Origin of the sequence: Autumnicola tepida (assembly GCF_031846485.1) — a bacterium.
GTDB classification, from domain to species: Bacteria; Bacteroidota; Bacteroidia; order Flavobacteriales; family Flavobacteriaceae; genus Autumnicola; species Autumnicola tepida.
The window spans coordinates 115,424-139,288 of record NZ_JAVRHQ010000012.1 but is presented as its reverse complement, the minus strand read 5'-3'; the positions used below and the strand labels follow the sequence as shown (position 1 = coordinate 139,288).

Sequence of the window (23,865 nt, the reverse complement as noted above, 5' to 3'; positions counted from 1 at the left end):
CTCTTTTATTTTCTGTAGAACTATTACTGGTTTTTCCTGATTTGAGGAATTCTTTCATCTATTAGCTTTAACCCAAGCTGGTTCTCAGTATTAATAAGGTCAAATAATTCCAGGGCCCTCCGCATGGTTTGTTCTTCTTCCATTTGCTCTTTTACAAACCACTGTAAGAAAGTTTCAGAAGTAAGATCCTGCAGCTTTCTGCATTTATAAACAATGTTATGAATGGATTTGGTAATGGCAATTTCCTGGTCCAGAGCGGTTTCAAAAATTTCTTCCAGGGAATTATATTCATGGAGAATATTTGATACTTCAGGAGAATAAGCCGTGCCGCCATTATCATTTATAAAGTGGAAGATCTTCATCATATGTTCCCTTTCTTCCGCAGCTTGCTCATAGAAAAATTCGGCGCTATAGTTTAGTGCGTTATGATCGCACCAGGAAGCCATGGCCAGATAAGCCGAAGAAGACTGTGCTTCCTTCTGAATTTGTTTATTTAGAAGATCCATGATTTCTACATGGATGCTTAACTTCTGTCTTACAATATCTTTCATTTTTTCTTTTTCCTAAAAATACAGAAAAATGGATTAACCGCCTAAAAACCAGTAAGATTTAGAAGAAATCTAAGATAAAAAGAAAAGTTCTGTTAAATGCCGGTGCTAAGAATGGAATTGAGCTCGAGCATCCCAAAAGTGCCATGTACCAGTTCCTGAAGGTCCAGGACCTCCATGGTGTTGAGAATAAATAAATGTTCCCGGTTACAAAGCATCAGGATTTCGAGGCCGTGCTTGTTTTTTCCGTTGAAATGGCTTTCAGGATTAATATTTTTAACCTGTTGGCGAAAAGCCAGAAGCTGACAAAAACTGAGCTTCACGATTTTATGATTGAAATCAACATAAAAGCAGCGGCCTTTGTCGCACTGATAAGAAGTGAAATATTGAGAAGAAAATAAACGCTTCATAGCAGGGCAAACTTAATCCTTATTTAGAATAAATACAAATATTAGATCTTAATTTGTCTTTTAATCTGCTGATTTAAGGATATAAAAGTCTCTGTCCTGGAAACTCCTTCAATTCCCTGGATATTTTTATTAAGTACCTGCATGAGATGTTCGTTGTCCCGGCATAGTATTTTTAAGAAAATCGACCAGTTTCCGGTGGTATAATGGCATTCTATAACTTCAGGAATTTCCCTTAGCTGGTTCACTGCTCTTGGGTTGCTCACGGCTTTGTCCAGGTACACGCCTACAAAGGCCATGGTTTTATACCCGAGCAGCCGTGGATCTATCATTAATTTTGAACCTTCGATAAGGCCGGACTTCTCAAGTTTTCTTAGTCGCTGGTGTACCGCCGCGCCGGTAATGCCAATGCCACGCGCTATTTCCAAAATAGGTTTTTTAGCGTCTTCCATCAGGGCGTTCAAAATGGTTTTGTCTATACCATCTATAACTACATTTTGGTCTACTACTTTCATATTGGTAGGTTTTGGATGTATAGCTAAAATAAGAAATTAGCTTTACAAAATTAACCTCCTACCTCTCCTAATGGATTATATCCCAAGTAATCGGTATGTTTTTCCTTAAAAATGATATCATGCTTCTCCAGTTCCTCCAGGATAGGTTTATATACTTCTTTCTTAATGGGTAGCTGTACTCCCGGAGTGGTGATTTCCTTGTTCAGGATTTTCAAAGCCGCAATGGCTACAGGTAACCCCACTGTTTTTGCCATGGCGGTTTCCTGCTGGTTCTTGCCAATATGGACCATGGTGGCGTCAATTTGTTTCCTTTCGCCGTTAAGTTCATAGCCAAATTTATGGTACATCACGATCATATCTTTATCTTCAGGTTGCAGTGTCCATTTCTCCATTAATATTTTCTGTAGCGCCTGTGCCGGAGTGGCATTTTTAATTCCTATTTTCTTTTTATCATTAAACAGGTCCAGGTCTTTAAGTTTTTCCCACATGATATCATCCTGGTCTATTTTCAGGTTATGCCGCATTTTTAGTTCTACGGAATCGGTGGTGGAGTAGGGCAGGAAAGAATTTACAAAATCCCGGTAGCTCATATTTTCAGAATTCACCATGGTAAAGCTGTCATCTGTCATTCCCAACTGTACAAACATGTTCCAGGCGCGGCTGAAGCCAACACGGCGTATGGTGCCGCGGTAAAGCGTGAGGATATCTTCCAGCCCGTAAATGCTTCGGTAATCGAGGGAATTCCGGTTGGCGTATGCTTCAAACTTTCCATAACCTTCTATAGCGAGAAATTCAGTTCTTCGGAATAACCTGTGGTAAGGGATAAACTTATATTTTCCTTCCTGGATAAATTCAGCGACGCCTCCCTGCCCGGCAACAACAACGTTACGGGGGTTCCAGGTAAACTTGTAATTCCATAAATTAGTGTCGTTTTCAGGAGCAATTAACCCGCCGGTAAAGGATTCGAAAAGAAGCATTTTCCCGCCCTGGTCCCGAATTCTGGCAATCACCTGCATGGCGCTCATATGGTCAATGCCGGGATCTACACCAATTTCATTCATAAATATTAAATTATGCTTTTTCACTTCTCCGTCTAAAGCCTTCATCTGCGGACTGATGTAAGAGGCCGTCACCATATTTTTTCTGAATTTCAGGCAGGCTTTGGCAACTTCAATATGCAATCTCGCGGGAAGCATGGAGATCACTATATCTGCAATTTTTACATTTTGTTCCAGGTTCTCTTCATTGAAGATATCAAGAAAAATGGCTTCGCAGCGGCTGTGCCCGGCGATGATTTCACTGGTATAATCTGGCTCTATATCCCCTATTTTAAGAAAAAGGTCCTGCTTTTCACACTGGTCCAGCAGGTACTTTATGAGCACAGAAGTAGATTTTCCTGCACCAATAATTAATATTTGTCGCATAAATTGAGTTAGTTTTGTGTAGTGTATCTAAATTATCAAAATTTTGCATCTGCAGGAATTTAAAGTGCCTTCAGTTGCTGACAATATGCACGAGATGAATAAAAAATTTCTTATTGCCGGAGCCATCTTTGGGTTTCTGGGAGTCATAACAGGAGCTTTCGCTGCTCATGGCCTGAGGCCGCTGATAACTGCAGAATCTTTCCAGAGCTTCGAAACTGGGGTGAAGTATCAAATGTACCACGCCTTATTTTTGCTGATTTTAGGACTAAAACCATTTCTTTCTCCCAAATTGCTGGGCATTGTTTTCTACCTTTTAATTTTTGGTGTCCTTTTCTTTTCTGGTTCCATTTATTTGCTGGCGACTAATAATTTATCCGGGTTTGACTTCCGCAGCATCGCGCTTATCACTCCTTTAGGCGGAATGTTGCTCATTATCGCATGGCTGTTAACGCTGATAAGTGCCATAAAGTTAAAAAAGAAATAAAACAGCTTGATGAAGCAGGTGGTCCCTTAGGCTTTCCTAATTTTGTATCTATAAACAAACCACACAACCTTAATATTATGATTGCAAATGATGAAATTTACGAAAACGATTTCGATAGAGCAGTTCGGAATTAAAAATGCCAAAATCCATTACCAGTTTTCCCCAGAACAATTGCATGAGGAAACTATTAAAAGAGGGGAAGGCGTGGAAGTCGATTCCGGTGCCCTTGCGGTAAATACCGGCAAATTTACAGGGCGTTCTCCAAAAGATCGTTTTATAGTTAAAGATGAAATTACCAAAGATGAAGTTTGGTGGGGGGACATTAATATTCCTTTTGAGGAAGAAAAGTTTGAACGGCTTTATAAAAAGGTAACAGAATATCTTTCGGGGAAAGAAATATATGTAAGGGATGCCTATGCCTGTGCAGATGAAAATTACCGGATGAACATAAGGGTAATTACAGAATATCCCTGGTCCAACATGTTTGTTTACAATATGTTCCTTCGTCCTGAAGCAGAAGAACTGGAAAATTTTGAGCAGGAATGGAGCATTATTAATGCGCCAGGCTTTAAGGCCAATCCTGAAACCGATGGCACCCGCCAGGGAAATTTCGCAATTATCAATTTCAAGAAAAAGATGGTATTAATAGGGGGCACCGGTTACACAGGAGAGATCAAAAAAGGTATTTTTTCGGCATTAAATTTCATTCTTCCAAAATATCATAAAACATTGCCTATGCATTGCTCGGCCAATGTTGGGAAAGGTGGGGACACTGCAATTTTCTTTGGATTATCCGGCACCGGCAAAACAACCCTTTCGGCAGATCCCGATAGAAAACTGATAGGAGACGACGAGCATGGCTGGACCCCTGAAAATACTATTTTTAATTTTGAAGGCGGCTGCTACGCAAAAGTCATTAATCTTTCTGAAGAGAATGAGCCGGATATTTATCATGCTATCAGGCCCGGGGCGATTTTAGAAAATGTGATCCTGGATAAAAATGGGAAGGTGAATTTTGAAAATGCATCTATCACCCAGAATACAAGGGTAAGTTATCCCATAGATCATATTGATAATATTCAGAAACCATCGGTTGGGGAAAATCCTAAAAACATATTTTTTCTTACTGCCGATGCCTTTGGTGTTTTGCCACCTATAAGCAAGCTCAGTCCCGGCCAGGCCGCTTATCATTTTATAAGCGGTTATACGGCAAAAGTGGCGGGAACCGAAGCTGGTATAGATGAACCGGTGCCGAGTTTCTCCGCCTGTTTTGGCGCACCTTTTATGCCTTTACATCCTACACTTTATGCTGAAATGCTCCGCAAAAAAATGAAAGATGCCAATGTAAATGTATGGCTTGTAAATACCGGATGGACAGGCGGCCCTTACGGAACTGGCAGCCGCATGAAATTGAAATATACACGGGCCATGATAAGTGCAGCTTTGGAAGGGAAACTGGAAAACGCGGAATTTGAAACCCATAAAATTTTTGGGCTTCAAATGCCCGAAACCTGTGAAAATGTGCCTTCCGAAGTGCTTAACCCGAGGGAGACATGGCAAGACAAAGAATATTATGACCGCAAAGCTAAAGAGCTTGCTTCTTCATTTAAAAATAATTTCCGGCAGTTTGAAGATTATGCAAACCAGGAAATTATAAAAGGAGCTCCTGTTGTTTAGGTTTAATTAGTTGAAAAGAAAAATCCGGTGCTGTTACAACACCGGATTTTTTAATATTTAGAGAGAAGAGCTGACTTTGGAAAATTGAAAATGAAAAATATGAGAATAGATTCCAAATCCATTTTTTCAGTCTTCAGTCCACAGCCATAGGCTTAAAGAAATCCGCACCAAAAACATCGAAATCCAATCCACAAACTATCAAATCAACTACCAACACAACTCCAAAGCTACTTCTTATTAACCTGCGCTATATATTTGTTAAGCGCCATGGTCATAGAAGGTGTTTCAGCAGTTGGTGCTTTTATATTCACCGTTAAGCCATGTTCTTTGGCAGCTTTTATGGTAGTATTGCCAAACACTGCAATACGGGTGTCATTCTGTTTAAAATCTGGAAAATTTTCAAAAAGCGATTTAATACCGCTTGGGCTAAAAAATACCAGGATATCATAAGTAACATCCCTTAAATGGGATAAATCACTTACTACAGTCCTGTAAAGCACCGCCTTTTTCCATTCCACCCCAAGTTTATTCAGGGTTTTTGGAACATCCGGTTTCAGCATATCTGAAGACGGCAGTAGAAACTTCTCGTTTTTGTATTTTTTAATGAGCGGGGATAATTCAGCAAAAGTTCTTTTACCCACGTAGATCTTACGCTTTCTATATACCACATACTTCTGAAGATAATAGGCTACAGCTTCACTCAGGCAAAAGTATTTTAAAGCATCTGGTACTTTATAACGCATTTCTTCAGCAATTCTAAAAAAGTGGTCCACAGCGTTCCTGCTGGTTAAGATAATGGCGGTGTACTTGGTAAGATCCACTTTTTGCTGCCTTACTTCCTTGGAAGGAACACCTTCGACATGTATAAAGGGTATGAAATCAATTTTTACTCTTTGTTTTTCCTCAAGTTCGAAATAAGGAGAGTTTTCAACTTTTGGTTCAGGTTGAGAAATCAAAATTGTTTTCACTTTCATATATCAGTACTTTATTTTTATCCCCGGTTTATTGTAAACACCTTGTACAAAATAATATAAGGGGCAAATTCGAGAGCGCAAAGGTACAAAATAAAATAAAACAACTGCTGTGAAATTAATCGCTGATTTTGTTTAATAACCATAACCAGGCTAAGGCCATTGCTTAACAGCAGAAACAGCAGCAGGCCGTATAAAATATTACGTGTGGGACTAACGGCATAGGTTAGAAAAACTACCACAATAAGTACAAAAAGCGCCAGAAAATTCCGGTAGCTCAGCTTTTTAAAGAGATATTCATCTATTTGCTGGTCAAGCCCGAAGATATTTGCAATAATTTTTTCGATGCCAAACTTCAGCAGCACAAAACACGTATATCCGGTAGCGATTCGCACATATAAAATGGCGGGGGAAAGATCCTGGGGCTCACCCGCGAAAAAATTATAAATTATTAAGAGAAAAAGTGATACTCCGGCAACATTCACCAGAAACAGCAGAATGTTAAAAGGATGAAAAGCATTGTTCTCTTTCCCTCTAAACATCATAAATTTGTTCGACGTCAGTAATGACAGGAACTCCCCAAATCGCTGAGGATAGCGATTCCTGATAATGGCCAGTAAAACAATGCAAGCCACAAGTATAATGGTAATCCAGTCTGTAGATCCTACTTGTCTTTCTAATGCTTGCAAAGGGAAATATTTTTTACAAATGTATGATATTGAATGAAAAACTTGAGGCTGTTACCCAAGAAAGGATAAGTTAAAATATTACATTTGTGCAAAATTCTCCGGGATGGTTAAAGGGATTATTATTATACCCACCTATAATGAAATTGAAAATATAGAACGGATTATAAGGAATGTTTTTTCCCAACGTCGTAAATTTCATATTTTGGTGGTGGATGATAATTCTCCCGATGGTACGGCCGCCAGGGTGCGTACCTTACAGGCAGAATTTCCGGAGTGGCTGTTTCTGGAAGAAAGGCAGGGAAAGCTTGGACTGGGAACAGCATATATCCTGGGGTTTAAATGGGCTTTGGAGCATAAATATGATTATGTTTTTGAAATGGATGCCGATTTTTCCCATAATCCCAATGATCTCATCCGGCTATATAATGCCTGTAAAAGGGATAATGCCGATGTGAGTATAGGCTCCAGGTACATCACCGGAGTGAACGTGATCAACTGGCCTATGAACCGGGTTTTGATGTCCTGGCTGGCTTCCCGTTATGTGAGGTTTATTACCGGGATGGACATACAGGATACCACGGCGGGCTTTGTTTGCTATAAAAGAGAGGTCCTGGAAAAGATCAATCTGGATAAAATACAATTTGTAGGCTATGCTTTTCAAATTGAAATGAAATTTAAGGCTTACCTCTTAAATTATAATATTGTGGAAGTGCCGGTAATTTTTACTGACAGGACCAAAGGAACTTCAAAAATGAGCGGTTCTATTATTTCTGAAGCCGTGTTTGGAGTAATAAAAATGAAGATGAAAAGTCTTTTTAATAAGGTTGAAGTGCAATGAAAAAGGTTTTGATAAAAAACGCCCGGATTGTTAATGAAGGAAAAATACAAGAAGGCGATGTTTTTATAGAAGATGGAATTATAGTTGAAGTTGCCGATAGTATAAGTGCCAAATCCCCCGATGTAAATATTTTTGATGCTGAAGGGAATTACCTTTTACCGGGGCTTATAGACGATCAGGTGCATTTCAGGGAGCCTGGTTTAACCCACAAGGAATCTATAGAGACCGGTTCCAGGGCAGCAGTTGCAGGAGGCATAACTTCTTTTATAGAAATGCCCAATACCCTGCCACAAACCACTACCATAGAACTGCTTGAAGAAAAATTCAGGCTGGCCCGGGAATCTTCTTACGCTAACTATTCTTTTATGTTTGGCGGTACAAATACCAATTTAGAGGAAATCCTAAAGGTGGACCCAAAGACTACCGCCGCATTAAAATTGTTCCTGGGGTCGTCTACAGGAAATATGCTGGTGGACGATGAAAAAGTCCTGGAACAGATCTTCTCAAAGTCCCCCCTGCTAATCGCGGCACATTGTGAGGATGAGGAAATAATTCAGAAGAACTTAAAAGAATGTGTAGAGCGTTACGGGGACGATATTCCTGTAGAGTTGCACCCTAAAATACGCAGTGCGGAAGCCTGTTATAAATCTTCTTCCAAAGCTGTGGCACTGGCTAAGAAAACCGGTGCAAGGCTTCATGTGTTCCATGTTTCCACCGCAAAGGAAATAAGTCTTTTCAGCAATAAAAAAGCATTAAAAGATAAGAAGATCACGGCTGAGGTTTGTATTCATCACTTGTGGTTTGATGAGTCAGATTATGCCAAAAAGGGAACTTTTATCAAGTGGAACCCTGCGGTAAAAACAAAAAAAGATAAGGACGCTTTGCTGCAGGCGCTTAAAGATGATTATATAGACGTTATTGCTACAGATCATGCCCCGCATACCCGGGAGGAAAAGAAAAATGTTTATACAAAAGCGCCAAGTGGCGGCCCATTGGTGCAGCATGCGCTTCCGGCCCTGCTTCAAATGTACCACCAGGAAAAAATAAGCCTGGAGAAAATTGTGGAGAAAATGTGCCATAATCCCGCGATCTTATTTCAGATTGAAAAACGCGGATTTATAAGAGAAGGTTATAAGGCAGATCTTGTACTGGTAGATCTTAATGCCCCCTGGGCGGTACAGCCAGACAATACCCTTTATAAATGCGGCTGGTCTCCTTTTGAGGGAACTACCTTTAAATCCCGCATTACCCATACCTTTGTGAATGGCCGCCTGGTTTATCGCAATTTTAAGCATCAGCCTTTTACACAGGTAGCTGAGCGCCTTACTTTTGACCGTTAGTTTGATGAAAAAAAAGCTTTTTACCATATCATTGGTCTTTCTGCTTTTCTGTGCATGCCAAAATGTTGAGCGTACGGAGAGGCCAGAGGACCTTATTGCTGAAAATAAGATGGTAGACGTGCTTACAGAACTGGCCATACTGCAGTCGGCCAGGAACCTTAATAGAAATGTGCTTGAGGAAGCAGGGATACATCCTGAGGAATATATTTACGAAAAATATGATATAGACAGCCTGCAATTCCAAAACAGCAACGATTACTACAGTGAAAATTTTGTGCAATATGAGCGCATCTACGAGCAGGTAAGGGACAGGCTGGAAGCGATTAAGAGGGTAAGGGATTCTATACAGGAAGAAGAAGTGCGGATAGAAGATTCTATAGCCAGGCTGGATTCCATCAGTAGGGATTCCATCAGCCGGGACTCTATAAAAGAGTTGCGGGAAGATATAAGCCGGGATAGCCTTGGCAAATCGCTGCAATTCAGGAGAAACCGCTAAGGCTGAATTTCACTTCTATAAATTTTTCCTGTTTCCGAGATACTTTCAGCAATCGGGGTAAATTGAAAGTCAAGATCATTTTTCATCTTTTCGTTGCTAAAATGCCATTCGTCAAATAAAGTCTTTACCGAACCGCGGGTAAGTTGTTTTTTTAAGCCGAAAAGACTGCCGGCACTTTGAAAAATCCAGCCTGTAAAAACCATCCATTTTTTTAGTTCTTTGGAAGGCGGTTTTCTATTCAGGCTTTTAGCGGTTAAATTTAGGACGGTTTTAAAGCTAAGGTTTTCTGAAACAAGGATGTACTGTTCATTTTTTATTTCAGAATTCATTAAAGCCACCATTGCAGTAACCACATCTTTTACATCAACAAAGCCAGTTATTTTGGGAAAATGAAATTTAAAGCCTTTACTAACTTTTTGAAAAAGAAGGCCACTGCCTGAATTCCAGAAGCCCGGGCCAATGATTATTCCGGGATTAACAATAACGGCATCTACGCCTTCTTGCGTACCACGCCAAACTTCAATTTCAGCGCCATATTTGGAGATCGCATAGTCGCTGTGGTCTTCTTCGGGATTCCAGGTAGTTTCTTCAGTAATATTTATTCCCTCTAACGGCTTTCCCACGCTCGCGGTACTGCTTACATGGCAAAGTTTCTCAACAGCATTGGCAATACAAAGGTTAACGATATTTGCCGTTCCGGCAATGTTGGTGCGCCTTAATGCTTTAGCATCTTTAGGGTCAAAAGAGACGAGGGCAGCGCAGTGATAAACATATTTTACGTTGGTAAAGGCACGGTTAAGGGCAGGAACGTCCTGGATGTCGGCCTCGAACCATTCAATTTTGCTGAAAAGCTTTTTTGCTTCAGAAGAAGAGACGTAATAGGAAAAAACTTTTTTAACAGCATTAAGATTGCTGTTCTTCCTGTAGATCGCACGAATATTTTTTCTTGATCTCACGAGATCAAACAGCAGATGTGAGCCAACAAGCCCTGTACCTCCGGTAACTAAAATCATGGGGTAAATATAGCGAAAGCGCCTAGGAAAAATAACAGTTTATGGTATCTTTACGGCTGTTTTTTATAAGAATAGTAGATTATGATTAAGAATTTTATAGAAGAACTGAAGTGGCGCGGAATGCTTCACGATGTAATGCCCGGGGCCGAGGAACATCTTAATGCAGCCATGAGATCGGCATATATTGGTTTTGACCCCACTGCAGATTCCTTACATATAGGTAACCTGGTGCCCATTATGCTTTTGGGCCATTTTCAGCGATGCGGGCATAAGCCTTTTGCCCTGGTGGGCGGAGCCACAGGCATGATTGGCGATCCTTCAGGTAAATCTTCTGAACGTAATTTGCTGGATGAGGAAACACTTCGGCATAACCAGGAATGTGTTAAGGCCCAGCTTTCCCAGTTCCTCGATTTTAATTCCGGTCGTAAGAATGAAGCCGTACTGGTGAATAACTATGACTGGATGAAAGGGATTTCCTTTTTGGAATTTATCAGGGATGTGGGAAAACACATAACCGTAAATTATATGATGGCAAAAGATTCGGTTAAAAATCGGCTTTCCGGCGAAGGGACTGAAGGAATGTCTTTTACAGAATTTACTTATCAATTAGTACAGGGTTACGATTTTCTTCACCTTTACAAAAACAAGGATTGTACCCTGCAAATGGGGGGCAGTGACCAGTGGGGGAACATTACCACGGGAACAGAGCTAATACGCCGTATCGCAGGCGGGAAAGGTTACGCGCTTACCTGCCAGCTCATCACGAAGAGCGATGGCAGCAAATTTGGAAAAAGCGAGGGCGGAAACGTATGGCTTGATGCAAACCGTACATCTCCCTACAAATTTTACCAGTACTGGCTGAATACCAGTGATGAGGATGCTGAAAAATATATAAAGATTTTTACTTTTTTGGAGCGGGAAACTGTTGAGCAGTTAATAGCAGAACATAAGAAGGCGCCGCACCAACGTTTGCTTCAGAAGAGGTTGGCGAAAGAAGTAACCATTACAGTGCATAGTGAGGAAGAATATGAGAACGCGGTAAAGGCTTCGGAAGTGCTTTTTGGAAAAAGTACGGCAGATGATCTTAAAAGCCTGAATGAAAGTACCTTTCTGGATGTTTTTGAAGGCGTGCCACAGGCAGAAGTTCCGTTGGCGGAGGTGCAAAGCGGGCTGGATATGATTGGCGCCCTCTGTGCCCGTACAAATTTTCTCAAATCCAACGGGGAGGCCAGAAGAGCTCTAAAAGAGAATTCCGTTTCGGTGAATAAGGAGAAGGTAAAAGAAGAGTATAAGATCACGGAAGCAGACCTTATAAATGGTAAGTACGTGATCATAAATAAAGGAAAGAAAAACACCTTTATTATTAGAGCGGTTTAAAATGCAAAATCCCTCTGCACCAAGGGGATGCAGAGGGATTTGCAACTAACTAACCAACCAATCTATTATGAAAAACTAACCTAACCTGTGCAGATAAGCCAAACTTATTGTTTTGCTATCTTAGACCAGTTAAGTCGTTAAAGTTTCCTCACATTACAGGCTGGGGAAATTTTTTTTATTTCTTTTTGAAAGTGAGATTTCTATCTTCGGAATGGGTTTATAAAACCATCAGGTTGCAGCCGCGAATATCACTATTATCAAACCTTCCCAGGATCTCATACGATTCTTCTGAAAGTTTTTTCCCAAGGTCCTGGGTGGCTATGAAGGAGCATGAGTAAAGGTTGGCGAGGTCAATAACATTTATTCCGCCGTTTTTCTGAGAGGGAAGAAGGCTTACCGCGTCTTCGGGGTCCCGGATAAGGATTTTCATCCAGGGCGGGCACTCAAATATGCCAGAGCCTTTGGAATATGCCTGGGAGAGTAGCTCGGTCATTCCGTATTCACTATGTATTTTTTCCACCCCAAAACCTGCAGAAAGTATTTTGTGCAGTTCTTCCCTTATCATTTCTTTGCGGCGGCCTTTCATTCCGCCGGTTTCCATAATAACAGTGTTCTTAAGCTGAAAATTGTAATTTTCAACAAGGTCCAGCAGTGCGAAAGAAACTCCTATCAACAGGATCTTTTTGCCCGCTTTATCGAGTTCTTTCAACCTGCCGGCAAGTTCATGTAATTCGTTCAGGTAAAAACCACTTTCAGGCTGTGTGCTTTTTTTAATAAGGTGGTCTGCCATGTAAATTAGGGAGGAACCTTCCCGCTCCAGGTAAGAGGGCAGGAGGGCAAATATTACCAGGTCTTCAGGATTTCCGTAGAAGTGTTCAAAGCCTTTAAGAAAACTGTTCTCGTAAAGGTTTAAATCTGTAACATAATGCTTGCTGGTACTGCTTCCGGTGGTGCCGCTGCTGCTAAAAGTGATTTGCGGGTTATCTTTGGAAGAAAGGATAGTTTGAGTCTTAAAAAATTCAATCGGTAAAAAAGGAATTTCGGATATGCCCTTTATGCCCACAGGATCTTTTTTCAGTAATTCGCAAAATCTTCTGTAAACTTTATTGTGCTCATACTGGAACTGAAAAACTTCCAAAGCGATATGGTTAAATTCTTCTTCAGAAGAAATTTGAAAGATTTTTTCCTTAAGCATTATTTGTTGGTTTTAAGCAGGCCCAAAAATAAAAAAGCCTCTATTGAATAGAAGCTTTTAATAAAAATTTTATCTGTGGTTATTTAATCACCAGTTTGCGCGTGGCTTTGCTGTTCTGTTCTTCGATTTTTAGGATATAAATACCGGGGGTAAGTGCAGAGACATCAAGTTCTTTTCCTCTTAACCTTAATTTTTTTACCGGCTTCCCAAGAACATTATAGATTTCAATTTCTTTTTCGAGATTTCTGGTAGTGCTGATGTAAACTTTACCGCCGGTCACCGGGTTTGGATAAATAGAAAGCCCCGAAATGGGCACTTCGGTTTTATGCCCGGTGCTGGTAGTGTCCTGTGCTTCAGCCGGAAGGGCGAAGAACAGAAAACATATTATGATGAAACTGAAAAAGTATTTTTGCTTCATTCTTTCCTGGCTGGTTTTTACAAACTTACAAATAAAATTCAAAAACCCTGCCATAAAATTTTGCCAAAAGCGTTAAGGATTTACTGAAAAATAACAAAGGCCGCTGTTGAGGCGGCCTTTTAATTGGCTAATTATATTTCGGGTTAAATACCGAATAAAAACCTTACTCCATAGAAGGGAAAGAATACCCTGTCCAGTCAAAAACCGAAGTATCTGCTCCTGTGTTACCAGGTGCTACAGTAATATTTGCTCCAACTTCATTTTTGATATCAGTACCATCGGCTTCACCAATTGCGCTCACATTTATAGAAGTGCTAGCAGCGGCAGGACCTGCGCTGTCAGTCAAATCGATGAAATCGCTTGCAGAACCGGCATCTTCTCCTTCAGCTGCCATGATAGCAATAATACCGTTATTAACTGTTATAGAGCTTCCTCTTCTTATTTTAATCATGTCAGCCATTGCGATGGTTGACTGGTGGTAGAGGGTAAGACCGTCAATAGTAGGATTAGATCTTGGATCTGCATCGTTGTTGTCACTATTGTTATCAGCTTCAATTCCGCGAGGGTCTTCAGTTACATCATTATAACCAAATTCCCTGATTCCGTAAAAGTTGGTTCCGTTTCCTCTCCAACCTTCAGTCCAGTCAAACCAGTCATCTTTGGCGTTAACAATAAGGGCGTTGTCTACATCAACAGTTCCGCCAAACCATTCTATACCATCATCATCACCATATCGTACCATAATGTTGCTAATGCTGGTGCCGCTTCCTACTGCATAAAAAGTAAAGCCGTTAAATTCCTGTTCTCCCCCAATACGCGCTCCGGTGTATTCTATGATCATGTAATCTATGCTGCCGGAATTATCTTCATCGTCATTACCTCCGTAAGTGATATCCGCAACCTCTGTTGTGGCGGTTTCACCTGAGTTAATAGAAGCGTATCCAGCTAACATTAGCCCTCCCCAGTCTCCTGAACGGGGATTTTCAGCAGCAGAAGTAATGGTGATAGGAGCATCAGCAGTTCCTTCAGCATCAATCATAGCGCCTTGTTCAATAGCGATGTAAACATCAGTTCCACCTGCAGCAGCCATAATAGTTGTGCCTGGTTCAATAGTTAAAGTAGCACCTTCTTTTACCTCAAGGGCACCGGTAAGCATCCATTCTGTATCGGCATCTAAAGTAATATCTGCAGTTACATCACCTTTAAGATCGGAAGCATCTAAATCCACATCATCCTGGGAGCCAATTACACCGTCTTTTTCTTCGGCTGCTTCACAAGGTTCGCAGGATCCGCCGCAATCAACACCGGTTTCATCGCCGTTTTGAATACCATCATCGCACGTCTCTTCTGTTGGTTCCGGATTAACCACATCGTCATCTTCGGAACAGCTCCACAAAAGTGATACAAGAGCGATTGCCATAAAAATTGATTTGAATTGTTTCATTGTTTTTCTAATTAAAAATTAATAATTGGTTAAAGTGAATAGTTAATGCCTATGGAAAATGTAGCTCCCTTTTTAAAGGAATTAATTACCTGGGAATTTCCATTTATATCTTCCTGAGTGAGTTCAAAATCTGGATTGAGAATATTTTGAACTTTAAAATTGATTCCCCAATGCTCCGCAAAAGTGCTTCTTGCAATAAAATCTAATGTGGGAATTCCGGTCTCTACAATATTTCCTTTTTGTTGAACTCCTAGTGAATATATCCTGTCGCTGAAGTAATTAAGAACTACCGAGGAAGTAAGTGCAAAATTTTCTGAATTATAGTTATGCGTTAAATCCGTGTTTAGAAGAAAAGGTGCGGCACCTTCAAGTTGGTCTTCATTATTTGTAAAATTTGTAGATTCATCTGTTAAATCCTGACGGGAGTAGAGGTAAGATGCGTTTAGCCCAAAAGACAATTCTTGATTTGTTGTAGAATTTTCTCCTCCTTCAACTTCAAATATATCTTTACGTACTTCCACTTCCACCCCTGCAACATCTGCTTCGTCACCAGAATTTATGTATGACAGTTGGTTGGCTGCTGAGTTTACCTGTACACGGTTTATAGGATCTATGATTTTTTTGTAGAAACCAGTAAGTGATAATATTTCACTGGAACTTAGGTAATATTCATATTTTATGTCAAAATTATAGTTATCTGAAGGTTGTAGGTCAGGATTGCCATAACTGGCAAAATTTACATCCTCATATACAAAAGGAGCTACTTCCTTGAATTGAGGGAAGGTATAGGTTTTACTACCTACTACTCTTAAAATACTATTTTCGCTAAAATTGTATTTTCCTGTTATACTTGGTAGAAAGTAATTTTTGTTAATTGTAGAAGGATCAACGTTTAAATCGTCAGCACTGCTTGAAAGATTTGTATTCCAGTTTACATATTGTTCAACATTTTCATATCGCATGCCTAAAATGGTAGTTAATTTTGTGTTGAAGTTGTATACAACATCTGCAAATCCTGCATGAATGGTTTTTTCTCCTTCATAAAAAAATGGATCCAAGGGGTTAAAATCATCTCCAAAACCGCTATTGGTAGTTAACCTGAAAGTGTTGTTCGAAAGGTTTTCATCATTAAAAAGAAGGTCAGGGTTATTAGTGTCTACCGGGGCAGGAGAACCAAAATCATGGTTAAATTGTAAAAACTCAAAAGTTCTGTCGGTGTCTTTATAATCGTAGCCTAAATTTATTTGACCTTTAGTTGAACCATCACCTTCTATTTCTCCAATCTTATAATTAAAGTTTAGATGTCCAGCGATCTCGTTTTCTTCAAGTTCAGAAAAGAATCTCAGGTTATAGGCTGGTGTCCCTACAGCAACCCTGTAATTGCTGCCATTGTACACAAAAGTATTCTGCCGCCTGTCTGGTTCGTTGGCGCGGGTCATATTGTATGCTACCGCCGCGTTTAGATCCAGTCTCTCAGATAATTTGAAATTCCCGTGAAGCTGATTGACAAAAATACTATTATCATTTACCTGTTGCCTCCTTATGAATGCATAATCGGTTTCTTCTTCAGAAATGTTAGCCGATTGGCCAAAATATTCTCCCACACTTTGGGAATTGTTATGGATATAAAAGGAATTAAGTTCTAAATTGTTATCATTAAATTCATAGTTAAAATTACCCATTAATATTTGAGAAACATTATAAAGGTATTTTTGAAAATCCAGGTTACGCAATGGTAAACCCTGGGCGTTTATAACTTTTGTATTTCCTTCCTGGTAAGCATACTTACTGTCCATAGAACCAATTAATAATGCACTAAATTCATTCTCCCCTATGTCAAAACGCTTTCCAGCCTGGAATGAGGCTTGTGTATTTATTTGTGTATTTCTGGAATTAGGAGCCAGGGAATTCTGAAAGTCATAATTGTTTAAGCTGGTAATTGGGCTGTTATTGTCTGTTCCGTAACCAAACCAGCTGGCACCATCTACGGTCTTAAAATCTCTATTTACTGCCAGGGAATTAAATCCTGTGCCTATTCCAATTTGCAAGGCTTCGCTTCCATAAAGTTCTTTGGAAACAATATCGATGTTTGCGCCGGCCATATCCCCGTAAATTTCAGGACGAAATGTTTTGCTTATGCTTAAGCTGTTAATAATGTTCGAGTCAAAAAATTCCAGTGCAATATTCTTATATTCAGGATCTTCAGATGGTAAAGGCAAGCCATTAAGAGTCGTAGAATTATATCTGTCTCCCAAACCGCGAACAAAAACATTTTTCACACCTTCCTGTTTACTTACCCCTGCAAGTTTAGTTACAGCAGATTCGGCATCACTTACACCTTTACGGGCCAGCTCCTGTGCGCCTATACTTTCTTTAATTGCTATGGCGCCTTTTTGTTCCAGTAAAAGGGCAACTTCAGAATCCCTCCTGGAAACCGTAGAAATCACCACTTCATCCAGGGCAGCGGCGCTCGCTCCAAGTCCCGTATTAATTTCAGTCACTTTACCTGCAACTACTTCAACATTGGGTACTTCCAGGGTTTCATATCCCACAAAGCTAAATTCCACAGTATAAGTGCCGGGTTGAAGTTTGTCCAGCACATAAAGGCCATCAAAGTCTGTAGTGGTTCCTTTTGATGTCCCTTTAATTATTACATTAGCGAAAGGAAGCGGATCCCCGTTCATTTCCTTGTCGGTAAGTTTGCCAACAATAGAGCCCGTGGTTTCTTCCTGGGCCAGCATGGGGAGATTGGTGATAAAGATTAATGCGAAAAGCGTTACAATTTGTTTCATTCCTGTGTTTAATTCTATGGCGCAAATAAAAGACAGGAATGTAAAGAGAGGGTTAACCTGGTATTAATCCTTTATGATGTTAATGTTAGTTAAAGGTTACCAATCTGGCTGTTCAGACTGGAAATGAAATTTATCTTTATTTTTACCCATAAATTATCCTTAACTACCAAAAATGAAGAAAAAAGATATTACAATCCTACTGGTTGACGATGAGCCAGATATCCTCGAAATTGTTGGGTACAACCTTTCTTCGGAAGGCTATAAGGTGATTACCGCCGATAACGGCGCCGATGGTGTAAAACTCGCCAAAAAGAAGAATCCACAGCTCATTATTTTAGATGTGATGATGCCGGGCATGGACGGGATTGAAGCCTGCGAAAAAATTAGGAAAATCCCGGAGCTGGAAGAAACCATTATCACCTTTTTAACCGCCAGGGGCGAAGACTACTCCCAGATGGCAGGTTTTGATGCGGGTGCCGATGATTATATCACCAAACCCATTAAGCCCAAGGTGCTGGTAAGTAAGGTTAAGGCATTGCTAAGAAGGTTTAAGGACGATACGCCCAATGCCAATATTGTGAAAATTGGGGATCTTACCATTAACCGCGAAGAATATAAGATAATCAAAGATGGGCAGGAAATGCTTTTGCCGCGCAAGGAATTTGAACTCTTGTCCCTGCTGGCCTCAAAACCTGGTAAGGTTTTTAAGCGGGAAGATATAATGGACAAGATCTGGGGGAACGATGTTGTGGTTGGCGGAAGGACTATAGATGTCCATATCAGGAAACTGCGGGAAAAAATTGGAGACGACAGTTTTAAAACTGTGAAGGGAGTGGGATATAAGTTTGTAGTTTAATGGCCAAAAAATTTAAGCGTTCATACAAATTTGCGATAAAGACCTCGGCATATATCACCGTTTTTGTAAGTCTTTTGGTAGGCGCTTTTCTGCTTTTTCTTGGAAATCTGCAATGGTTGCCCATGCTGGTTTTTGTAATTACCACTTATACCTTTTCTTTTTTTATTATTCAGCAGCGGGTAGAGTATTTTATCTACCGAAGGATCAAGAAGATCTACGATAATGTTTCCCTGTTGGATTCCACAACCTTACGTCCCAGCCAGGTCACTACAGATATGGCTACTCTTACCAGGGAGGTGGAGAAATTTGCCGAAAACAAAAAGCTGGAGATAGAGGCCCTTAAAATAAGGGAAACCTACCGGAAGGAGTTTATGGGAAATGTTTCCCATGAACTTAAGACCCCACTTTTTACCGTGCAGGGTTATATACTTACCTTATTAGACGGGGCGATGAAGGACAAATCGGTTAGAAAAAAATACCTTAACCGGGCCAGTAAGGGCGTAGAGCGGCTTATTTATATTGTTAAAGACCTCGATATGATCACCAAACTGGAAACGGGGGACCTTCACCTGCAAATGGAAGATTTCAATATTGTGGATTTAATACAAAGTACTTTTGATCTTCTGGAAATGAAAGCGGCAAAAAAGAACATTACGCTTACTTTCGATACCGATTACCCGGAGCCTGTTTATGTTAGTGCCGACAGGGAAAGGATTCAGCAGGTGTTAACCAACCTGGTGGTAAATTCAATCAAATACGGAAAGAAAGACGGTACCACAGAAATTTCCATAGAAAACCTTATTAAGAACAAGGTGATTGTGAGAATAACCGATAATGGGGAAGGAATTGAAAAACAGAATATCCCGCGGCTTTTTGAACGTTTTTATCGTGTAGATAAAAGCGGTTCAAGAAAAGAAGGAGGCTCGGGGCTGGGCCTTTCCATCGTAAAGCATATTATCGAGGCGCATGAAGAAAAGATTTATGTAGAAAGCGTTTTTGGCGTGGGGAGCGAATTTTCATTTACCTTAGAAAAGAGCAAAGAGCTCCCTTAAGTGGCTGGAGCCTCCAATATCTTTCAGGCCCTTATGTTTTTTTAGTTCTTCCAGGTGGGAAAGTTCAAATTTATCCTGCCTGCAAAAAGGCGCAATTCCCAGATTGGCCAGTCGTTCAGCTAAATATTCCTGCTCAAACTGGCCAGGGGTGGGGATAAAAAACGCCTTTTTTTCCAGCTTTGCAAAATCCATAACGCTGGTATAGCCAGACCGGGAAATAATCACTTCTGAAGAATTGATGATTTCTTCAAGCTCCTGCCCGAATTTGTAATTTTCAACGTGTATGTTCTTAGGCGCGGCGGGTTTACACTGCCCTGAAAGAAGCCCCCTTATCATCAGAATTTTTTCTGAAGTATCTTTAAATTTTTCCAGCAGTAGCTTTTCAAGGATGCTCCTTTGCGGTTCAGGGCCTGAGAGAAGGATGAGGTATTTATACTTTAAAGGCACATCCTGTTTTTTAAACCTGCTTAGCGGCCCCATGTATTTTATACTCTCTTCTTTTTTGGCCAGGTGGCCCAGGATCCCGCTCAGGTTTTTATTTCCCGGGGCATCGGGAATCCAGCATTCATCAAATTTCTTTATATATTTCTGATGTATTTTACTGCTGAAGTAAGTGGTGCTTCCGCTTAAAACATTCAGCTGGTGGGTAATAAAGACATTTTTCAGGTGCTTGTAGCGAACTCCAAAACGGTTATCAGAAATTATTCCGCTAAGGTTATACTCCTCCACCAGTTTTTTGGTAAGCTTTTTTTCAGCTTTTATGGCTTTTAAAATTTTAGGGCTGTCCCACATCATTTTCCATTTAAGGCTGCTGCCCGAGGTGGAATATTCCACGTTGTAGGATGGAAGCTCAAAGCTGGAGAGGTGTGGAAATTCCTTTTCTAGTAGCAGGAGTGCATTCCCGTCTGAAGCCAGCACGGGTTCAAATCCTTCCTCCTCCAGGGCCTTGATGAGGGGGATGCAGCGTGCCGCATGGCCAAGGCCCCAGTTTAGTGGTGCGACTAAAATTTTTTTCCTGCGCATATAACAAATATATTGTTATCTCTCAGTTGGCGAATTTTGTTAATTTTACCAAAATATTAAATATTCACGTGGGAAGTAAAAATAAGCTTAAGAGGTTCAGGGAAAATGAAGATTTTTCAAATGTTATTCAGCCTTCAAGAGAAGAATTAACGGCTAATCAGTTTAAGTGGAAAGGCAGGTGGAGTGAATTCTTCGGAAATAACAAGCCGCTCATATTGGAGCTGGGCTGCGGAAAGGGAGAATACAGCGTGGGCCTGGCCAGGCAAAATTCAGAAGCAAATTTTATAGGAATCGATATTAAAGGAGCCAGGTTCTGGCGGGGGGCAAAGACTGCTTTGGAAGAAAACCTTGCCAATGTGGCTTTTCTGCGTACGCAAATCGAGCTTATAGACCATGCTTTTGCTGAAGATGAAGTGGAAGAAATCTGGATTACCTTTCCCGATCCGCAAATCAAATACAAAAGGACCAAGCATCGTTTAACCAATGCCTATTTTCTGCAAAAATATAAGGGTATCCTTAAACCCGAAGGGCTTGTGAATCTTAAAACTGACAGTGAATTTATGCACGGGTATACTCTGGGGCTGTTGCATGGGGAAGGGCATGAGGTGCTTTATGCTCACCACGACATCTATAAAAATGAATATTCGCCAAAAGAAGTGCGCGAAATTCAAACATTCTACGAAAAACAGTATCTTGAAAAAGGAAAACCCATCACATATATAAAATTCAGGATAAAATAAAGATTGGAAGAAGCTAAACTTTTTATCATCACCTATTTTGCTGCCTTGCTTGGAGTTTTGCCTCCCGGCCTGGTAAATATGACTGTTGCGAAAACCTGCGTCAAAGATGGAAAGAAGAGCGGGATGTACGTAGCTGCAGGAGCTTCCAGTATTGTTTTGCTTCAGGCCTTTATTGCGGTGCTGCTGGCAAAATATATTTTTGCAAATCCTTTTGTTCAGAACATACTGCTTCGTGCTGGCCTGGTGATTTTTTTAATACTTGGCATCTACTTTTTTGTGATGGCCAAACGTAAAACGGGAATAGAACACAAATCCCACAAGGCAAATTCCAATAGTATCTTTAAAGGAATGTTGATTGCTGCTTTAAATGTGTTTCCCATTCCATATTTTGTGGCCATTGCAGGGGCTTTAAATGTTGGGGTTGGTGTAACTTATCATTGGTATAAAATTATCACTTTTGCCGTAGCGGCTTCTGTGGGTACTTTTACGAGCCTGTATTCTTACGTGCTCTTTTTTGACAGGATAGAAGGAAAGACTGAAACCTTTGCCCGCTACTCCAACTATTTTATGGCTGGGTTAATGCTGGTGCTGGTGATTATCACACTGGTAAGAATCTACAACGCATGAGCGTCAACAGCGGCTTTTTTGAAAGAGTTTATCAGGTAGTGGAAAAAATACCGCCAGGAAGGGTGACGTCTTACGGCGCGATAGCGAAATTCCTGGGCTCACCGCAAAGTGCCAGGATGGTGGGATGGGCAATGAATGCTTCAAAAGGGATGGACAATATTCCCGCGCACCGGGTGGTGAACCGCAAAGGCCTGCTTACAGGTAAAAATCACTTTAGCGGCACCAATGCCATGCAGTTGTTGCTGGAAGAGGAAGGTGTTGAGGTGAGGGAGCTTCAAATTCAGGATTTTGAGACCATCTTCTGGGATCCTATGAGAGAACTCAATCAGAACTCCTGTCAAGATAAAGATCATCAATAGGCCTTATATTTCCATAAATCAATTATAGGTAAATACTTCGTATTCTTAGGTTTTCAACCTATATTTGCATTTAGAATCAATCTACATAAGCTGTTATGGGGATTGGGTATTTTTGAAAAACAGCCTCTTCAGGCTAAATTGAGCAGATGATTTCTTCTGCTGAAAAATATAATATCGTGGTATTGAATAAAAAAGAGATTTTAAAAGCCCTGGAAACTATTTCTGTGGCCGGCGAAGGCAAAAATATGGTTGAAGCCGGGGTGGTTCAGAACATTATGGTTTTTGGGGATGAAGTGGAGGTAGACCTGGTTTTGGGTTCGCCGGCGCTTCATATAAAAAAGCGGGCAGAGGTTGATGTGATGAAGGCTATTCACGAAAAGGTGTATCAAAAGGCCAAAGTGAAAGTCAATATAAAAGTAGAAGCCCCTGAGAAAAAGAAGCCGGAAATTAAAGGCAAACCCATTCCCGGGATTAACAATATTATCGCGGTGGCTTCAGGAAAAGGCGGGGTTGGAAAATCTACGGTTACCGCGAACCTTGCGGTCACTTTGTCTAAAATGGGCTTCAAGGTAGGAATTCTTGATGCCGATATTTATGGCCCTTCAACCCCAATGATGTTCGATGTGGAGGCAGAAAGGCCTCTTTCTGTGAATGTAGACGGGAAGTCTAAAATGAAGCCGGTGGAGAATTACGGCGTTAAGATCTTATCGATTGGTTTCTTCACCAAACCTAACCAGGCAGTGGTCTGGAGAGGCCCCATGGCTGCAAAAGCCTTAAACCAGATGATTTTTGATGCGGCCTGGGGAGAACTGGACTTTTTGCTGGTAGACCTTCCTCCGGGAACAGGAGATATCCATCTTTCCATTATGCAGTCATTGCCAATTACAGGGGCAGTAGTGGTAAGCACTCCGCAAAATGTAGCTTTGGCCGATGCCAAAAAAGGAGTGGCCATGTTCCAGCAGGAAAGCATAAACGTGCCGGTATTGGGGATTGTAGAAAATATGGCTTACTTTACTCCTGAAGAGTTGCCGGACAACAAATATTACATTTTTGGGCAACAGGGGGCAAAGCACCTTGCTGAAGATTTGCAGGTGCCTTTTTTAGGTGAGATCCCGTTAGTGCAAAGTTTGAGAGAGTCTGGTGATATTGGCCGTCCCGCGGCATTGCAAACCGCCACTCCTCTTGAAAAGGCTTTTGAGAATATTACCCGCAACATGGTGCAGGAAACCGTGAACAGGAATGAAAGCTTACCTCCAACCGAGGCTATTAAGATTACCACTATGGCCGGATGTAGCGCCGTTAAAAAGAAATAGATGACAAGCGAAGAAGTAAAACTTAACGTAGAGAAAGCTTTGGCAGAAATTCGCCCGTTTCTGGAAAGTGACGGGGGGAATATTTCCCTTATCTCTATTGAAGATGACCGGCTGGTAAAAGTTCAGCTGGAAGGCGCCTGCGTAGGTTGTTCCGTAAACCAGATGACTTTAAAGTCGGGTGTGGAAATGACCATCAAAAAATACGTGCCGCAAATCGAGCAGGTTATTAACATCGAGCGATAAGGGCTTGGCATCAGGAGTTTAGAT

25 protein-coding genes are annotated in these 23,865 nt (G+C 40.8%); 13 read left to right on the top strand and 12 right to left on the bottom strand.

Annotation, left to right across the window (positions count from 1 at the left end; all coding sequences use genetic code 11):
- Positions 1 to 23 precede the first annotated feature (23 nt).
- From RM553_RS11425 to RM553_RS11410, 4 genes are all read right to left on the bottom strand, one after another.
- Positions 24 to 551 (bottom strand): ferritin, encoded by a 528-nt coding sequence (locus RM553_RS11425; RefSeq protein WP_311535061.1) that lies wholly within the window; start codon positions 549 to 551, stop codon positions 24 to 26.
- Between the two features lie 92 nt (positions 552 to 643).
- A complete protein-coding gene (locus tag RM553_RS11420; RefSeq protein WP_311535060.1) occupies positions 644 to 958 on the bottom strand; it encodes a hypothetical protein in 315 nt (104 codons plus the stop codon).
- Positions 959 to 999: 41 nt separating this feature from the next.
- A complete protein-coding gene (locus tag RM553_RS11415; protein WP_311535059.1) occupies positions 1,000 to 1,470 on the bottom strand; it encodes an Lrp/AsnC ligand binding domain-containing protein in 471 nt (156 codons plus the stop codon).
- Positions 1,471 to 1,520: 50 nt separating this feature from the next.
- Positions 1,521 to 2,894, bottom strand: a complete 1,374-nt coding sequence (locus RM553_RS11410; RefSeq protein ID WP_311535058.1) for a saccharopine dehydrogenase family protein — start codon at positions 2,892 to 2,894, stop codon at positions 1,521 to 1,523.
- Between the two features lie 94 nt (positions 2,895 to 2,988).
- On the opposite strand from RM553_RS11410, the gene RM553_RS11405 reads away from it, so the two are divergent.
- Together RM553_RS11405 and pckA are read left to right on the top strand one after the other, a co-directional pair.
- The gene (locus tag RM553_RS11405) at positions 2,989 to 3,378 is read left to right on the top strand and encodes a DUF423 domain-containing protein (protein ID WP_311535057.1); all 390 of its coding nucleotides are present in this window, start codon (positions 2,989 to 2,991) and stop codon (positions 3,376 to 3,378) included.
- An 87-nt stretch (positions 3,379 to 3,465) separates the two neighbouring features.
- The gene (gene pckA / locus RM553_RS11400) at positions 3,466 to 5,055 is read left to right on the top strand and encodes a phosphoenolpyruvate carboxykinase (ATP) (RefSeq protein WP_311535056.1); all 1,590 of its coding nucleotides are present in this window, start codon (positions 3,466 to 3,468) and stop codon (positions 5,053 to 5,055) included.
- 227 nt (positions 5,056 to 5,282) lie between these two features.
- On the opposite strand, the gene RM553_RS11395 is transcribed toward pckA, so the two are convergent.
- Both RM553_RS11395 and RM553_RS11390 read right to left on the bottom strand, forming a co-directional pair.
- A complete protein-coding gene (locus tag RM553_RS11395) occupies positions 5,283 to 6,029 on the bottom strand; it encodes a uroporphyrinogen-III synthase (protein ID WP_311535055.1) in 747 nt (248 codons plus the stop codon).
- A gap of 17 nt (positions 6,030 to 6,046) precedes the next feature.
- Positions 6,047 to 6,715 (bottom strand): DUF4271 domain-containing protein, encoded by a 669-nt coding sequence (locus RM553_RS11390; protein WP_311535054.1) that lies wholly within the window; start codon positions 6,713 to 6,715, stop codon positions 6,047 to 6,049.
- Between the two features lie 103 nt (positions 6,716 to 6,818).
- Here RM553_RS11390 and RM553_RS11385 point away from each other — a divergent pair, with 103 nt between their 5' ends.
- The 3 genes from RM553_RS11385 to RM553_RS11375 are packed head-to-tail and all read left to right on the top strand — an operon-like array spanning position 6,819 to position 9,389.
- The gene (locus RM553_RS11385) at positions 6,819 to 7,553 is read left to right on the top strand and encodes a polyprenol monophosphomannose synthase (protein WP_311535053.1); all 735 of its coding nucleotides are present in this window, start codon (positions 6,819 to 6,821) and stop codon (positions 7,551 to 7,553) included.
- The gene (locus RM553_RS11380; protein WP_311535052.1) at positions 7,550 to 8,893 is read left to right on the top strand and encodes a dihydroorotase; all 1,344 of its coding nucleotides are present in this window, start codon (positions 7,550 to 7,552) and stop codon (positions 8,891 to 8,893) included. The genes RM553_RS11385 and RM553_RS11380 overlap by 4 nt, the downstream gene beginning before the upstream one ends.
- Positions 8,894 to 8,897: 4 nt before the next feature.
- Positions 8,898 to 9,389 (top strand): DUF4296 domain-containing protein, encoded by a 492-nt coding sequence (locus RM553_RS11375; protein ID WP_311535051.1) that lies wholly within the window; start codon positions 8,898 to 8,900, stop codon positions 9,387 to 9,389.
- Here the strand turns inward: RM553_RS11375 and RM553_RS11370 are convergent.
- Positions 9,386 to 10,402, bottom strand: coding sequence for an NAD-dependent epimerase/dehydratase family protein (locus tag RM553_RS11370; protein WP_311535050.1), 1,017 nt, complete (start codon positions 10,400 to 10,402; stop codon positions 9,386 to 9,388). The two genes, RM553_RS11375 and RM553_RS11370, sit on opposite strands and share 4 nt — an antisense overlap.
- An 81-nt stretch (positions 10,403 to 10,483) precedes the next feature.
- Here RM553_RS11370 and tyrS point away from each other — a divergent pair, with 81 nt between their 5' ends.
- Positions 10,484 to 11,779, top strand: coding sequence for a tyrosine--tRNA ligase (gene tyrS, locus RM553_RS11365; protein ID WP_311535049.1), 1,296 nt, complete (start codon positions 10,484 to 10,486; stop codon positions 11,777 to 11,779).
- Between the two features lie 217 nt (positions 11,780 to 11,996).
- Here the strand turns inward: tyrS and RM553_RS11360 are convergent, their stop codons facing one another.
- The 4 genes from RM553_RS11360 to RM553_RS11345 all read right to left on the bottom strand — a co-directional run bounded on the left by RM553_RS11360 (position 11,997) and on the right by RM553_RS11345 (position 17,628).
- Positions 11,997 to 12,974, bottom strand: coding sequence for a LuxE/PaaK family acyltransferase (locus tag RM553_RS11360; protein ID WP_311535048.1), 978 nt, complete (start codon positions 12,972 to 12,974; stop codon positions 11,997 to 11,999).
- Positions 12,975 to 13,053: 79 nt separating this feature from the next.
- Positions 13,054 to 13,392 (bottom strand): T9SS type A sorting domain-containing protein, encoded by a 339-nt coding sequence (locus tag RM553_RS11355; RefSeq protein ID WP_311535047.1) that lies wholly within the window; start codon positions 13,390 to 13,392, stop codon positions 13,054 to 13,056.
- A 163-nt stretch (positions 13,393 to 13,555) separates the two neighbouring features.
- Complete coding sequence (locus RM553_RS11350; protein ID WP_311535046.1) at positions 13,556 to 14,812, bottom strand: hypothetical protein; 1,257 nt, start codon at positions 14,810 to 14,812, stop codon at positions 13,556 to 13,558.
- A gap of 53 nt (positions 14,813 to 14,865) precedes the next feature.
- Positions 14,866 to 17,628, bottom strand: a complete 2,763-nt coding sequence (locus RM553_RS11345) for a TonB-dependent receptor (RefSeq protein ID WP_311535045.1) — start codon at positions 17,626 to 17,628, stop codon at positions 14,866 to 14,868.
- Positions 17,629 to 17,800: 172 nt separating this feature from the next.
- Here RM553_RS11345 and RM553_RS11340 point away from each other — a divergent pair, with 172 nt between their 5' ends.
- Together RM553_RS11340 and RM553_RS11335 are read left to right on the top strand one after the other, a co-directional pair.
- Complete coding sequence (locus RM553_RS11340; RefSeq protein ID WP_311535044.1) at positions 17,801 to 18,484, top strand: response regulator transcription factor; 684 nt, start codon at positions 17,801 to 17,803, stop codon at positions 18,482 to 18,484.
- Complete coding sequence (locus RM553_RS11335) at positions 18,484 to 19,536, top strand: sensor histidine kinase (RefSeq protein WP_311535043.1); 1,053 nt, start codon at positions 18,484 to 18,486, stop codon at positions 19,534 to 19,536. Before RM553_RS11340 ends, RM553_RS11335 begins: the two co-directional genes overlap by 1 nt.
- On the opposite strand, the gene RM553_RS11330 is transcribed toward RM553_RS11335, so the two are convergent.
- Positions 19,510 to 20,559 (bottom strand): glycosyltransferase, encoded by a 1,050-nt coding sequence (locus RM553_RS11330; protein ID WP_311535042.1) that lies wholly within the window; start codon positions 20,557 to 20,559, stop codon positions 19,510 to 19,512. The genes RM553_RS11335 and RM553_RS11330 overlap by 27 nt on opposite strands.
- Positions 20,560 to 20,627: 68 nt before the next feature.
- Between RM553_RS11330 and trmB the strand changes: the two genes are divergently transcribed.
- The 5 genes from trmB to RM553_RS11305 all read left to right on the top strand — a co-directional run bounded on the left by trmB (position 20,628) and on the right by RM553_RS11305 (position 23,841).
- Positions 20,628 to 21,299: a tRNA (guanosine(46)-N7)-methyltransferase TrmB gene (gene trmB / locus RM553_RS11325; protein WP_311535041.1), complete on the top strand. Its 672-nt coding sequence runs from the start codon at positions 20,628 to 20,630 to the stop codon at positions 21,297 to 21,299.
- A 3-nt stretch (positions 21,300 to 21,302) separates the two neighbouring features.
- A complete protein-coding gene (locus tag RM553_RS11320; RefSeq protein WP_311535040.1) occupies positions 21,303 to 21,926 on the top strand; it encodes a LysE family translocator in 624 nt (207 codons plus the stop codon).
- Positions 21,923 to 22,285 (top strand): MGMT family protein, encoded by a 363-nt coding sequence (locus tag RM553_RS11315; RefSeq protein WP_311535039.1) that lies wholly within the window; start codon positions 21,923 to 21,925, stop codon positions 22,283 to 22,285. The genes RM553_RS11320 and RM553_RS11315 overlap by 4 nt, the downstream gene beginning before the upstream one ends.
- Positions 22,286 to 22,461: 176 nt before the next feature.
- On the top strand, positions 22,462 to 23,598 hold the full coding sequence (locus tag RM553_RS11310; RefSeq protein ID WP_311535064.1) for an Mrp/NBP35 family ATP-binding protein: 1,137 nt from the start codon (positions 22,462 to 22,464) through the stop codon (positions 23,596 to 23,598).
- Positions 23,599 to 23,841, top strand: coding sequence for a NifU family protein (locus RM553_RS11305; RefSeq protein ID WP_311535038.1), 243 nt, complete (start codon positions 23,599 to 23,601; stop codon positions 23,839 to 23,841).
- Positions 23,842 to 23,865: the final 24 nt, after the last annotated feature.